Raw genomic sequence first — 13,140 nt, forward strand, 5'->3', positions numbered from 1 at the left:
CCCTGAACACCGTTCCCGATTGACCTGATCGGACCGCGCGAGCTACCAAGCGCGCCTGCCGAAGCGAGCAACCGGCCTGTGCGGGCGTGGTGGAACTGGTAGACGCGCCGGACTCAAAATCCGGTTCCGAGAGGAGTGTCGGTTCGAGCCCGACCGCCCGCACCATCCTGCTTCGCCCTTCGGGCTTCGCAGGACCCGTCCCGGCAGATCAGGCGAAGCAGGGCCGGTTCAGACCACCTGGCCGTCTTCCTTGACGAAGCGGTCCGGCGCTTGCTCCAGCAGGTCGAACACCTTTTCCGACGGGCGGCACAGGGCGGCCCCCTTCGGCGTGCGTACGATCGGGCGGTTGACCAGCACCGGATGGGTGACCATGGCGGCAAGGATGGCGGTGTCCGGGGTGCCGGGGTCCAGCAGGCCGAGTTCGGTCGCCGGAGAGCCCTTCTCGCGCATGGCTTCGCGCGGCGTCAGGCCGGCCTTGGCGAACAGGGCCTTCAACTGATCGACGGTCCAGCCGGCTTTCAGATATTCGACCACCTCGGGCCGGTAGCCGGCGGCCTCGACCATGGCCACGACATTGCGCGAGGTGCCGCAGGCCGGGTTGTGGAAGATGGTGACGGGGAAGTCGGTCATGGGGCGCTCCGGGAGGAGGACCTAACATCCGGCCCGGGAGAAATCACCCTCCGCCGCCGTTTCGAGGCTTGCGCCCGCAATCCGCAGCCCGCATCTGACCCCGATGACTGCGCTTGGCTCCGGACCCGCCGCCCCCGCCTTCAAGGGCCCGGGCTTTCCCGAGTTCGTGGCCCTGATCGCCATGATGATGGCGCTGAACGCCCTGGCCATCGACGCCATGCTGCCCGCCCTACCGGCCATCGGCGATGCCCTGGGCGTGGCATCGGAGAACGGTCGGCAGTGGGTCATCACCGCCTATCTGCTGGGCTTCGGCATCGCCCAGATCGTCTATGGCCCGCTGGCCGACCGGTTCGGGCGCAAGCCGGTTCTGATGACCGGACTGGCCCTCTATGTCGTGTTCAGTCTGCTGGCGGCGTTTTCACCGACGTTCGAACTGCTGATCGCGGCCCGGGTCGGCACAGGGATCGGCGCGGCGGCCCTGCGGGTGCTGGCCGTGTCGATCGTGCGCGACCGCTATTCGGGGCGGACCATGGCGCGGGTGATGTCTCTGAGTTTTCTGGTCTTCCTCGGCGTGCCCATCCTGGCCCCGGCGCTGGGCCAGCTGGTCCTGACCATGGCCCCCTGGCGCGGGGTCTTCGGCGTGCTGGCGGCCGCCGGCACCGCCTTCGCGATCTGGGCCGCGATCCGCCTGCCCGAGACCCTGCATCCGGAGGACCGGATGCCGATCCAGGTCGGCCGCATCGCCTCGGCCTTCCGCCTGGCCCTGACCAACCGGCGGTCCATCGGCTATACCCTCGCCATCACGGCCATCTCGGGGGCCCTGTTCGGCTTCATCAATTCCAGCCAGCAGATCTTCTTCGACGTCTTCCATGAGCCGGGCCTGTTCACCGTCCTGTTCGGCGCGGTTGCGGGCGGCATAGCGGTGGCCTCCCTGCTCAATGCGCGGCTGGTCGAGCGGCTGGGGTCGCGACTGATCTCGCACACGGCCCTGCTGGGCTTCATCACCATGTCGACGATCCATGCGGCGGTGGCGGTGTCGGGCCATGAGACGATCTGGACCTTCGCTGTCCTGCAGGCCCTGACCATGTTCTGCTTCGGCTTCATCGCCGGCAATTTCGGCGCCATGGCCATGGAGCCGATGGGCCATATCGCGGGCACGGCCTCGTCAGCCCAGGGGTTCATCTCGACCACCGGCGGGGCGACACTGGGCTTTCTGATCGGCCAGCAGTTCAACGGCTCGACCGTGCCGATGACGACCGGCTTCGTCCTGCTGGGTCTGGCGGCACTGGTCTTCGTCCTGTTCGCGGAGCGCGGACAGCTGTTCCGGGCGCGGAACCTGCCTGCGGTTCCGGCCGCCTCTTGATCTTTCCGGCCGGACGGGGCGTTGTCCGCAGCGTTGACGTTCAAGGACACAGTCATGTTCCGCACGCTGCTTTCGGCCCTCTCGACGGCTCTCATCGTCGCGGCCTGTGCCACGCTCCCATCAGCGGCCCCTGACGCGGCACCGATGCCGTCATCGCCCCCAGCGGTCACAGCCGCCGACATCGGCAGGATGTTCTACGGCGTTCGGCAGTGGCCGGAACCGATACCCGGGGTGCGCGACGTTCACTCCCACGCCCGGCCGGAAATCGCCCGCGTGGTGAATGTTTCACTGCTGCTGACTGCGGATTTCGACGCCAAGGTTCTCTCGGGCACTGCCCAACTCGGCGTCATCGGCCGGCCGGGCGCGGACCACGTTGTTCTCGACACGCGGAACCTGGACATCCACTGGGTCATAGGTGGCGACAAGGTGCTGCGTTACGAACTCGGGCCCGAGGATCCGATTCTTGGCCGGTCGCTGACCGTGTGGTTCGACACGCCGACGACAGCGGAAGACAATTTCCGCACCGTCGTAATCGCCTATTCGACGCGTCCGGATGCCGCCGCCCTGCAATGGCTCAAGCCGGAACAGACCGCCGGCGGCCAGAAGCCCTATCTGTTCAGCCAAGGGCAGGCCATCCTGACCCGCACCTGGATTCCCACCCAGGACAGCCCCGGCATTCGACAGTCCTGGCAGGCCGGTATTGATGTGCCCGCTGGCCTGAGAGCCGTCATGAGCGGTGAGATGCGTTCGCCCGACGAGGGCGAAATCCCGACCTTGTACCACCAGGAGACGGGGCAACGGCGCTGGAACTTCCGCATGACCAATCCGGTCCCGCCGTATCTGATTGCGATTGCTGTCGGCGATGTCGCCTTCGCGCCGATCGATGAGCGCACCGGCGTCTGGACCGAGCCTTCGATGCTGCATGCCGCCGAGGCTGAACTGGCCCCCACGGCCGGGATGGTCGATGCGGCCGAGGCGCTCTACGGCCCCTATCGCTGGGGCCGCTATGACCTGCTGGTCCTGCCGCCCAGCTTCCCCTTCGGCGGGATGGAGAATCCGCGCCTGACCTTCGCCACCCCGACCATCATCGCCGGCGACCAGTCGCTGGTCAGTCTGGTGGCGCATGAGCTGGCGCACAGCTGGTCGGGCAATCTGGTCACCAATGCCACCTGGGACGACTTCTGGCTCAATGAGGGGTTCACCGTCTATTTCGAGAACCGGATCATGGAGGCGGTCTATGGCCGCGACCGCGCCCTGATGCTGCAGTCGCTGGGCTGGGGCGACCTGCAGTCGGTCCTCGCGAGACTGCCCCCCGAAGACACCCGGCTGAAGCTCAACCTGGTCGGACGTGATCCCGACGAGGGCATGAACGATGTGGCCTATGAGAAGGGCGCGGCCCTGCTGTTCACCATCGAGCGGATTGTCGGACGCGAACGGTTCGATGTCTGGCTGAAGGGCTATTTCGAGCGCAACGCCTTCCGGCCGATGACCACGGAGATGTTCCTCGCGGACATCCGCACCCATCTGGTCACGACCCGCGCCCTGGAAGACCAGCTGATGATGGACGCCTGGATCTATCAGTCGGGCATGCCGTCGAACTGGGTGCCGCCGGTGTCGGGGGCCTTTGCGCCGGTGGATGCGGCGGCCCGGTCCTTCCATGCCGGTGGCCCGGCCGCTGCGGTGCCCTGGGCCGGCTGGTCGACGCAGGAGCGCCAGCGCTTCCTCGCCTGGCGTCCCGAGGGCCGCGTCGCGGGCGCCGACTGGCTGACCCCGGCCCAGCTGGCCGATCTGGAGGCGACCCTGAAGCTGCGCGAGGAAGGCAATGCCGAGCTGGTGTTCGCCTGGCTGCAGATCGCGGTCCAGCACCACTACCAGCCTGCCGTGCCGACGCTGGAGCGGTTCCTGACCACCATGGGGCGGCGCAAATTCGTCCTGCCGCTGTTCACCAGCCTGTGGGCCGAGGGCGACTGGGGCCGGGGCATCGCCACGTCGCTGTATGCCCGGGCTCGCCCCGGCTATCACCCGGTGACGACCAATTCGGTCGATGCCGTGGTGGGTCGCCCCTGAGCCATGCGCCCGGATCGCCGCAGCCTGATCGCCGCCGCCGCGGTCCTGCCCTGGATCGGCAGTGCCGCGCGCGCAGGCACGGAGGCCGGGACGCTCGCCGCCCTGGCCGATCCGGCCCGGCCGGACACGGTCATGGGCGTCGGCGTGATCGCCCGGGACGGTGCCGGGCGGGTGGTGCTGGAAGAGGCCCACGGGTCGGGGCGGCTGACGGTCGGCGGCAGCTTGCGGACCCGCCCCTTCACCCTCGACACGCCGATGCGGATCGCCTCGGTCACCAAGCTGGTGGCCATTACCGCGCTGATGACCCTGGTCGAGGCGGGCCGGCTCTCGCTCGACGACGACGCGGGTGATCTGGCGGGCTTTCGCCTGCGCCATCCGGACCATCCGGACATCCGCATCACCCCCGCCATGCTGGCCAGTCACACCTCGAGCCTGCGCAACGGCCCCAGCTATCCGGTCCCGCTCGGGCATCATCTGGCCGAGGCCTTCACCGCCGGCGGGCGGCATTTCGACGACGGCGGCTGGTTCGCCCCGGCGTCCGAGCCGCCGGGCTTCTTCGCCTATGCCGATGTCAATTTCGCCGTCCTCGCCCAGATCGCGGAGCGGGTGTCCGGCGAGCGGTTCGACCGTTTCCTGAAACGCACCACGCTGGACCCGCTGGGCCTTTACAGCGGGCTGAACTGGAGCGGCGTGCCCGACAGCGTCCGCGCCCGCGCCTCCGCCGCCTGCCGGCCGGTCGACGGGGTCTGGGAGCCGCAGGTCGATGGCGAGGTTGCCCCCGCCCCGGCCATTCGCGTCACCACCCCGGCCGAGACCCCCGGCCTGACGGCGGATGACTATGTCCCCGGCGAGAACGGCTTTGTCTTTTCGCCCCAGGGCGGGCTGCGGGCCTCGGTCCGCGACCTCGACCGGCTGGCCCGGTCCTATGCCGGTCATGACGGCGTTCCGAAGATGGTCGCGCGTGAGACCATAGAACGCATGAGCGCGCCGCTCTGGACCTGGGATCCCGCAGCCCCGAACGGCGATCCGGACCGGGGCCTGCTCCAGAGCTATGGCCTGTCGGTACACATCCTGACCGGGCGCGAGGGCGACGCCTTCCTGGGTCCCGATTCGCGGGACTGGCGCGGTCATTTCGGCATCGCCTACGGCCTGCAGTCCGGCCTGTTCTGGAACCGGCGGGACGGCCGCACCCTGACCTATATGATCTCCGGCACGCCCCGGGACGGCGAGGGCCTGTCGGGTGCGCGCTCGGCCGCCGCTCCGTGGGAGGAGTTGATTTTCGACGCCGCCCTGGCCGCCTTTGCCGGGCGCGGGTGACGCTCCCGGCCCTGTGACCACGCCCCACCTTCCCTTCGCGCCTCTCCGCCCCTAGTTTCCGCCCGACAAACGGCGGCCAACGCCGACACGCGCTTTCAGGAGCCCCCCATGCATGACGCCCCCCAAACCGACGCGGCCGCGCGCCTCGACAAGGAAAACCCGCTGGGCGTCGACGGCTTTGAATTCGTCGAATTCACCGGCCCCGATCCGGCGGCCATGGTGGCGCGGCTGGAGCTGATGGGGTTCACCGCCACCCATGTGAACCCGGCCAATGATGTGGTGCGCCTGAAACAGGGCGACATCACCATGCTGGTCCACCGCTCGCCCAAGGGGCAGGCGGCCGCCTTCGCCGGTGAGCACGGCCCCTCGGCCAACGGCATGGCCTTCCGCGTCCGTGATGCGAAATCGGCCTTCGAGGGCGCGGTGTCGCGCGGTGCCAAGCCGGCCGAGGGTCACGAGGGCGGGGCCCTGGCCGGCGGCTATCCCTATGTGCTGCAGGGCATCGGCGGCTCGCTGCTCTACATCATCGACGCCTATGGCGAGGCCGGCTCCCTCTATGACAGCTGGGACGAGATCGAGGGCTGGGAAGAGGCCGAGCGCAAGAATTCGGTGAACCTGTTCAGCCTCGACCACCTGACCCACAACGTCCGGCGCGGCCAGATGCGCACCTGGTCCGGCTTCTACGGCGACGTCTTCGCCTTCGAGGAGCAGAAATACTTCAACATCAAGGGCAAGGCGACCGGCCTGCTGTCCCAGGCGATGATCGCCCCCGACCGCGCCATCCGCATCCCGCTGAACGAGAGCCAGGACGAGAACAGCCAGATCGAGGAATTCCTGCGCCGCTACAATGGCGAGGGCATCCAGCACATCGCACTGGCGACCGACAATATCTTCGAGACGGTGGAAGAGCTGAAGCGTCGCGGCATTCCCTTCCAGGATACGATCGAGACCTATTTCGACCTGATCGACAAACGCCTGCCCAACCACGGCGAGGACGTGGCCCGGATGCGGCTGAACCGCATCCTGATCGACGGCTCGGACGAGGACGGCCTGCTGCTGCAGATCTTCACCCAGGACACCTTCGGTCCGATCTTCTTCGAGATCATCCAGCGCAAGGGCAACCAGGCGTTCGGCGAGGGCAATTTCCAGGCCCTGTTCGACTCCATCGAGCTGGACCAGATCCGGCGCGGCGTCATCAAGGTAGATGCGTAAGCCGCCGTACTGGCTGCCCTGGCTCGGCCCGCTGCTCGCGGCCGTGGTCGGGGCCGCGGTCGGCGAATACGGCCTCGGCGGCGGCTTCTGGACGGTCCTGATCGCCGCGCTGGTGGGCGGGTTTGCGCCGATCGTGGGGTATCGCGTTTGGGTGTGGCGGGTGCGGCGGCGGGGGTAGGCTGAAGTTCAGGGCACCCGGCTCGGCGTCAGCGGTCCCCAGCATCGCAGTAGCGCCGATACGGCGTCATGCCCCCACCGACTGTAGTCGTTGCCCCCGGCCACTTCGACCGAGGCATAGGAACCGTCGGCGGTCTCGGACGCGAACGCCAGCCGGGTCGAGAAGCCGTCCTTCCTTGAGGGCGACATCGGCAGGGCCGCGCCGGGTTCGCCGCCGTGAGCGACGGACGGCATCGGCCGGACCTGTAACGGCGGCAGGGTTGCGAAAGACAGGGCGATCGTGCGCAATGCGGGGCAGGCGTCGGAGTCGATGGTTTCGGTCCCTCTTTCGGAGGTGCGCGTCGCCGTCCATGAGCGACCTTCCAGCTCCGCCCCGGTTCGCGCGTAAACGGGCTGGCCCGCCTCGATGACGATCGAATGAGCGATTGTGTAAGGCCGGTCTTCGGTGACCGTGATGGTCACCAACCGGTCGGACGGTATCTGGCGATCCTGGGCGCTGGCGATGGCGGGCGTGCTCAGTAGCACTGTGAGGACGCCAAATCGGACGAAGCTGCGGCAATCCATGATCGGCTCCTATTTGTGTCGGGCACGATGCCATCATCGGAGTGCAGTCACCACATCCCACGGAAGGCGATGAACGCTTGTCATCCCGGACGCCGCGCAGCGGCGATCCGGGACGCTTGTGCCCACCACTCGTTCACCCTCCCGGACGCTGCGTCAGCAGCGAGCCGGGAGACGGGTCAGGTCACAGCGCGGCACCCGCCCGTCTCCCGGCTCAGCCCTGCGGGCTGTCCGGGAGGGACAGATGGAAAGCCCGTCCCGTCCCCGATCTCCGCTTCGCTCCGTCGGGGATGACAAGGACCGCGCCACCCTCAATGAAATTCCCGCGACCCCGGCAGCACCCGCACATCGCGCGGATGCCGACCGCGGGCCGGGGCGTGGGCTGAGCCCGGGGCGGTGTCCGGGGTCAGGTCGCCCAGCATCGGGGTCCAGTCGTCCAGATGGTCGACGACCAGATGGGTCACGCCCTCGGCGGTCTGGACCTTGCCCCGCGCCAGCACCATGCGCGCGCCCATCGCCACAGGCCGGAAACGTTCGAACACATCGGGCCAGAGGACCAGATTGGCCACGCCGGTCTCGTCCTCCAGGGTCATGAAGCAGACGCCCTTGGCCGTGCCGGGCCGCTGGCGGACCAGCACCACCCCGCCGACGGCGACCTTCCGGCCGTTGGGGCGCGCCGGATAGTCACGCGCCGTCAGGGCTCCGACGCCCGTCAGCCGCTCGCGCAGGAAGCTGACCGGATGGCCCTTCAGCGACAGGCGCAGGGTCTGGTAGTCGCCGACCACCTCCTCCGACGGCGTCAGCAGCGGCAGGGCCTCGGGCGGGCGGCCGTCGGCCTCGTTCAGCCCCATGGCCTCGAACAGGGGCGCGGAGGCCGCCGGGGCCGCGCCCCTGGCCGCCCAGACGCCCTGCCGTCGGGTCAGATCGAGCGACCCGTAAGCATCCGCCTCGGCCAGCCGGTCCAGCGCCGGCGGTGTCAGGGCGGCGCGGCGGCGCAGGTCGTCGAGGTCGAGGAAGGGGCCCTCCGCCCGCGCGTCCATGATCGCCTCGGCCCAGTCCCGGCGGAAGCCGTCGATGGAGCGCATCCCCAGCCGCAGGGCGTGGCGGCGGCGGCGCGAGCGGGGCTCCAGGGAGGCATCCCAGTCGCTGGCGTTCACATCCGGATGCCGCACCTCGACCCCGTGCTCGCGGGCGTCGCGGACGATCTGGGCCGGGGCATAGAAGCCCATGGGCTGGCTGTTCAGCAGGCAGGCGGCGAAGACGTCCGGGTACAACCATTTCACCCAGGCCGAGACATAGACCAGATGGGCGAAGGAACAGGCGTGGCTCTCGGGGAAGCCGTATTCGCCGAAGCCCTTGATCTGGTTGAAACAGTTCTGCGCGAATTCGGCGTCATAGCCGCGCGCGATCATCCGCCCGACCATCTTCTCCTCGAAATTGCCGATGGTGCCGTTGTGCCGGAAGGTGGCCATGGCGCGGCGCAGGCCATTGGCCTCCTCGCCGGTGAATTCGGCCGCGACCATGGCGATCTTCATCGCCTGTTCCTGGAACAGGGGCACGCCGAGCGTCTTGCGCAGGACATTGGCCAGTTCGTCCGGATCGGCGGCCGAGCCCGGCATGGAGAAGCGGTAGCTGCCCGGCCCGTGCCGCGCCTCATGGGTCCGCCGTTCCAGCCGCCGCTGCAGATAGGGGTGCACCATATTGCCCTGGATCGGGCCGGGCCGGACGATGGCGACCTGGACCACCAGATCGTAGAATTCCATCGGCCGCAGGCGCGGCAGCATCGACATCTGGGCCCGGCTCTCGACCTGGAAGACGCCCACGGAATCCGCCCGGCACAGCATGCGGTAGACCCCCCGCCGCTCGACCGGGACGGCGGCGGTGTCGGGCAGGGGCCGGCCATAGGTGGTTTCGATCATGCGGAAGGCCCGCTTCATCGCCGTCAGCATGCCGAGCGCCAGCACATCGACCTTCATCAGCTTGAGGAAGTCGATGTCGTCCTTGTCCCATTCGATGAAGGTCCGGTCGGCCATGGCCGCATTGCCGACGGGCACGATCTCGATCAGCGGGCTCTGGCTGAGCACAAAGCCGCCGACGTGCTGGCTGAGATGGCGGGGGAACCGGATCAGTTCGGCGGTCAGTTCGAGGGCCAGCTTCATGCGGACGTCGTCGCGGCTCAGCCCGGCGCGATCGACATGTTCGTCCTTCACCCCGGCTCCCCCCGAGCCCCAGACGGTGTCGGCCATGCGGGCGGTGACGTCCTCGGTCAGGCCAAGAACCTTGCCCACGTCGCGGATCGCCGAGCGCGGGCGGTAGTGGATGATGGTCGCCACAATCCCCGCCCGGTCGCGGCCGTAGCGCTGATAGACATACTGCATCACCTGTTCGCGCCGCTCGTGCTCGAAATCGACGTCGATGTCGGGCGGCTCGGACCGGTTGGCGGAGATGAACCGCTCGATCAGCACCTCCTGTCGGGTGGGGTCGACATTGGTGATGCCCAGACAGAAGCAGATCACCGAATTGGCCGCCGACCCCCGGCCCTGGCACAGGATCGGATCGGGCCGGGACCGGGCCCAGGCGACGATGTCGTGGACGGTCAGGAAATAGGGGGCATAGCGAAGCTCGCGGACCAGCCGGAGCTCCTTGAGGATGATCGCCCGGATCGCCTTAGGGACGCCGCCGGGCCAGCGCGACCGGGCCCCCTTCAGGGTCAGCCGGGCCAGCCAGCCCTGGGCGGAATAGCCCGACGGGACCGGTTCGTCCGGGTACTGATAGCTGAGCTCCCGCAGTGAGAAAGTGCAGGCCCGCGCCACCGTCATGGTCCGCGCCAGCGCCGCCTCATGGCCCCGGAACAGCCGCGCCATCTGGGCCGGCGGCTTCAGATGGCGCTCGGCATTGGCCTGCAGCCGCCGCCCGGCCCTGTCGATCGTCGTCCCCTCGCGGATGCAGGTCAGGACGTCCTGCAGGGTCCGCCGTCCGGGGTGGTGATACAGCACGGCATTGGTGGCGATCATCGGGGCCCCGGTACGCTGCGCCATGGCCGCCAGCCGGTTAATCCGTGCACGGTCATCGCCCCGCCACAGGGGAGCCACGGCCAGATACAGGTCGTCCGGCCAGCGCCTTCGCCAGGCCGCCAGCCGCGCCTCGAAGGCTGCGTCGGGCCGTTCCGGCGCAGGAACGAGGGCGATCATCCCCTCACCCAGCGCCAGCGCCTGTTCGAAGGTCAGCCGCGTCTCGGCTTTTTCGATACGTGTCTCCTCCTCACGCAGTGGGGAGGAGAAGGCCTCGCTCTTGCCCAGGGACAGCAGGCGGCACAGGCGGCCGTAAGCGGCGCGATCGCGCGGGAAGACGATCAGCTCGGTCCCGTCAGTGAAGCCCAGCCGGGACCCCACGACCAGCGGGAGGTCGACGGCCTCCGCCCCCATCAGGGCCCGGACCATGCCCGCCAGGGTATTGCGGTCAGCCACGCCGACGGCGGCCAGGCCGAGGGATTTCGCCTGATGCATCAGCTCGGCGGGATGCGACGCCCCCTCCAGAAAGCTGAAATTGGTCATGGCCCCGAGCTCGGCATACGCGCCGTCCCAGCCGATCACGGCAGGACCCCGTGCATCCACCACGAAGGCGCGCGCTCGGCCGGGTCGCCGGAGTATTCCCGGCCGTACAGCCCTTCGCGGAACAGCCAGTAGCGCCCGCCCGCGTCATCCTCGACGCGGTAATAGTCGCGGGTGCGGACCTGCCGGTCGTCGGGGCGGGGCCGCCACCATTCGGGCGACAGCCGCTCCGGGCCGTCGGCGCGGGTCACCCGTCGCGACAGCCTGCGCCAGGTGAAGCGGGCCGGGGCCCCGTCGGGCAGTTCGGCGATGGCCTCCACCGGCTCGGGCGGATCGAGCAGCAGGAGGGGCCGACGGCCCATGTCGTCATTCGCCGCCGTCGGCGACCGCCCCAGCGCCGGCCGCCAGCGCTCGGCCCGTTCGGGGACCCAGCTGTCCACCGGCTCGGGCGTCAGCACCCGGTCCTCGCCCAGCCGGGCCGTCAGCCGGTCGATCAGGGCGGCCAGGCTTTCGGCCTGTTTCGCCCCGGCCTCGCTTTCCAGCACCCCCTGAAGTGCCGTCATCGGCTCAACTTCGTCGGCGGTCAGCATCAGGGCGTCGAGACCGAAGCCCAGTTCCAGCCGGCCCAGCCCCGCCTCGCGGAACAGTCGCAGCCAGATGCCGGCGTCTCGCCCCGGCCGGCCCATGCGCACCGACAGACCGGAGGTCCCGCCGTCCGAACGGAAGCCCGTCAGGGTCAGGGCCTTCGCCCCCTGCCCGTCGCGCAGCAGTGGCGCGGACAGGTCGACGGCCAGTTCGCTCAACCGCGCCGCCACGCCCTCGATGTCCTCGACCGGCTCCATCCAGGTCCGCCAGGCCCGGTATTTCGGTGGTGGCCGCACCGGGGTCAGGGCCTCGCCCGCGAACCCCAGCGCCTGATCCAGTCGTTGCACCAGCCCCACGCCCGCCCCGTCCCGGAAGCGCCGCGCCAGTCCTGCGCGCGGCATGGGATAGAGGTCGCCGATCCGCTTCAGCCCGAACCGCCGCGCCTGGGCCAGGGTCCGTTGATCGATGCGCAGGGCCTCGACCGGCAGGGGAGCCAGACGGTCCCGGACCGTCTCCTCGTCGGCGATCGCCCCCTCGCCCCCCGCCTCGCCCCAGCGGGCCAGGGCCCAGGCCGCGCCGGGGGTGGGGGCCACGGCCACGCGCGCCCGCGCCCCGGCCTCGGCCAGCCGGTCCCGGATCTGGGCCAGCAGCGCCGCCTCGCCGCCGAACAGATGGGTCGCGCCGGTGACATCGAGGAACAGGCCCTCCAGCCCATCGCTGGCTGGATCGAGGCTGATCGAGGGCGACCAGCGCCCGGCCCAGACCGCCAGCGCCGTCAGAGCCCGGGCGTCGGCCTCTGGATCGGCCGGCTTGCAGATCAGGTGCGGGATCATGGCCCGGGCGTCGGCCTGGGTCTGGCCCCGGCGCAGACCGGCCCGGCGCGCGGCCGGATTGAGGGCGTGCAGGATCGCCGCGCCCCGACTGTTCTTCAGGACCAGGGCGAAGGGGGTCTGTGGATCAAGGGCGGGGTCAGGCGGCGAGGCCGGACGGCGCGCCCGCATGGCCGATCGCCGCCAGACCGTCACCGGCCAGTCGATCAGCCAGACGGAGACGATGCGTCTCATCATCCTGCTCCAGTATCCAGGCACCCGGCCGCTCGCCCCGGCCGCGGACCAGTTCGGCGACCAGCCGCGCCGGACCGGGGGCCCGGGGGTCGTCGGGGTCCGTCGCACTCCCGCAGGTCGAGATGCGCCAGCGCCGCCGCGCCGCGCTCAGCCCGTCCAGGCCCCGGGGCAGGATCAGGCCCACCGCCTCGCCCTGTCTGGCCGCGAAATCCAGCCGCCGCGTCTGAGCCAGGCTGGCCCCGTCCACCGCCCCCAGGGCCAGGGCCACCGCCCCGGAGCGCAGGGCCTGTTCCAGGGCCCACAGTGCCTCGGCCGCCGTCGTCGTCGGGGCCAGGATCAGTGGAACGCCCGCTGCGCCGGGCCCGTAAGGCCGCCCATGCTCCCTGAACCAGGCCCGGGGCGCGGTCATCAGCACGGGCCGCCGGTCCCCCGCGATCCGCCGTGACAGGGCGAACAGCAACAGGGCCGCCATGTCGCGGGGCTCTGACGCGCACGCCTCCTCCAGCGGTGCCGGCGGCTCCGGATAGGGGTCTGACGAGAGAGGGGAAGCGGCGGTCATGGGAATCCGGAAAACGATATGTTCACTTTTTGTTCCATATCCGCCCGGAGTCAA

General features: G+C 69.7%; 10 protein-coding genes and 1 tRNA gene. 6 read left to right on the forward strand and 5 right to left on the reverse strand.

Annotated features, from left to right (window positions below; genetic code table 11):
• Window positions 1-80: 80 nt before the first annotated feature.
• A tRNA-Leu gene (locus Q0053_RS12975) sits at window positions 81-165 on the forward strand.
• Window positions 166-228: 63 nt separating this feature from the next.
• On the opposite strand, the gene arsC is transcribed toward Q0053_RS12975, so the two are convergent.
• A complete protein-coding gene (gene arsC, locus Q0053_RS12980; RefSeq protein WP_298100825.1) occupies window positions 229-630 on the reverse strand; it encodes an arsenate reductase (glutaredoxin) in 402 nt (133 codons plus the stop codon).
• A gap of 103 nt (window positions 631-733) precedes the next feature.
• Here arsC and Q0053_RS12985 point away from each other — a divergent pair, with 103 nt between their 5' ends.
• The 5 genes from Q0053_RS12985 (at window position 734) to Q0053_RS13005 (ending at window position 6,767) form a co-directional block, all read left to right on the forward strand.
• Window positions 734-1,993, forward strand: a complete 1,260-nt coding sequence (locus Q0053_RS12985) for a multidrug effflux MFS transporter (protein WP_298100827.1) — start codon at window positions 734-736, stop codon at window positions 1,991-1,993.
• 54 nt (window positions 1,994-2,047) lie between these two features.
• Window positions 2,048-4,060 (forward strand): M1 family metallopeptidase, encoded by a 2,013-nt coding sequence (locus Q0053_RS12990; protein WP_298100829.1) that lies wholly within the window; start codon window positions 2,048-2,050, stop codon window positions 4,058-4,060.
• A gap of 3 nt (window positions 4,061-4,063) precedes the next feature.
• Entirely contained in the window at window positions 4,064-5,377 is a 1,314-nt protein-coding gene (locus Q0053_RS12995) for a serine hydrolase (RefSeq protein ID WP_298100831.1), read from the forward strand.
• Between the two features lie 108 nt (window positions 5,378-5,485).
• Window positions 5,486-6,589, forward strand: a complete 1,104-nt coding sequence (hppD, locus tag Q0053_RS13000; protein ID WP_298100833.1) for a 4-hydroxyphenylpyruvate dioxygenase — start codon at window positions 5,486-5,488, stop codon at window positions 6,587-6,589.
• A complete protein-coding gene (locus Q0053_RS13005) occupies window positions 6,582-6,767 on the forward strand; it encodes a hypothetical protein (protein WP_298100835.1) in 186 nt (61 codons plus the stop codon). Before hppD ends, Q0053_RS13005 begins: the two co-directional genes overlap by 8 nt.
• A gap of 8 nt (window positions 6,768-6,775) precedes the next feature.
• Here the strand turns inward: Q0053_RS13005 and Q0053_RS13010 are convergent, their stop codons facing one another.
• The 4 genes from Q0053_RS13010 to Q0053_RS13025 form a co-directional block, all read right to left on the reverse strand.
• Window positions 6,776-7,330, reverse strand: a complete 555-nt coding sequence (locus Q0053_RS13010; protein WP_298100836.1) for a hypothetical protein — start codon at window positions 7,328-7,330, stop codon at window positions 6,776-6,778.
• A 308-nt stretch (window positions 7,331-7,638) separates the two neighbouring features.
• Entirely contained in the window at window positions 7,639-10,920 is a 3,282-nt protein-coding gene (locus tag Q0053_RS13015; protein WP_298100837.1) for an error-prone DNA polymerase, read from the reverse strand.
• Window positions 10,917-12,527 carry a DNA polymerase Y family protein gene (locus Q0053_RS13020; RefSeq protein ID WP_298100839.1) on the reverse strand — a complete coding sequence of 537 codons (1,611 nt, stop codon included), beginning with the start codon at window positions 12,525-12,527 and terminating at the stop codon, window positions 10,917-10,919. The genes Q0053_RS13015 and Q0053_RS13020 overlap by 4 nt, the downstream gene beginning before the upstream one ends.
• Window positions 12,433-13,086, reverse strand: coding sequence for a hypothetical protein (locus tag Q0053_RS13025; protein WP_298100840.1), 654 nt, complete (start codon window positions 13,084-13,086; stop codon window positions 12,433-12,435). Before Q0053_RS13025 ends, Q0053_RS13020 begins: the two co-directional genes overlap by 95 nt.
• Between the last annotated feature and the right edge of the window lie 54 nt (window positions 13,087-13,140).

It is taken from the genome of Brevundimonas sp., assembly GCF_027487935.1.
Lineage (GTDB): Bacteria > Pseudomonadota > Alphaproteobacteria > Caulobacterales > Caulobacteraceae > Brevundimonas.

What these genes read in the sequence shown, in the direction of transcription:
- arsC (WP_298100825.1), bottom strand. Translation starts at nt 630, where the DNA reads ATGACCGACTTCCCCGTCACCATCTTCCACAACCCGGCCTGCGGCACC.
- Q0053_RS12985 (WP_298100827.1), top strand. Translation starts at nt 734, where the DNA reads ATGACTGCGCTTGGCTCCGGACCCGCCGCCCCCGCCTTCAAGGGCCCG.
- Q0053_RS12990 (WP_298100829.1), top strand. Translation starts at nt 2,048, where the DNA reads ATGTTCCGCACGCTGCTTTCGGCCCTCTCGACGGCTCTCATCGTCGCG.
- Q0053_RS12995 (WP_298100831.1), top strand. Translation starts at nt 4,064, where the DNA reads ATGCGCCCGGATCGCCGCAGCCTGATCGCCGCCGCCGCGGTCCTGCCC.
- hppD (WP_298100833.1), top strand. Translation starts at nt 5,486, where the DNA reads ATGCATGACGCCCCCCAAACCGACGCGGCCGCGCGCCTCGACAAGGAA.
- Q0053_RS13005 (WP_298100835.1), top strand. Translation starts at nt 6,582, where the DNA reads ATGCGTAAGCCGCCGTACTGGCTGCCCTGGCTCGGCCCGCTGCTCGCG.
- Q0053_RS13010 (WP_298100836.1), bottom strand. Translation starts at nt 7,330, where the DNA reads ATGGATTGCCGCAGCTTCGTCCGATTTGGCGTCCTCACAGTGCTACTG.
- Q0053_RS13020 (WP_298100839.1), bottom strand. Translation starts at nt 12,527, where the DNA reads ATGAGACGCATCGTCTCCGTCTGGCTGATCGACTGGCCGGTGACGGTC.
- Q0053_RS13025 (WP_298100840.1), bottom strand. Translation starts at nt 13,086, where the DNA reads ATGACCGCCGCTTCCCCTCTCTCGTCAGACCCCTATCCGGAGCCGCCG.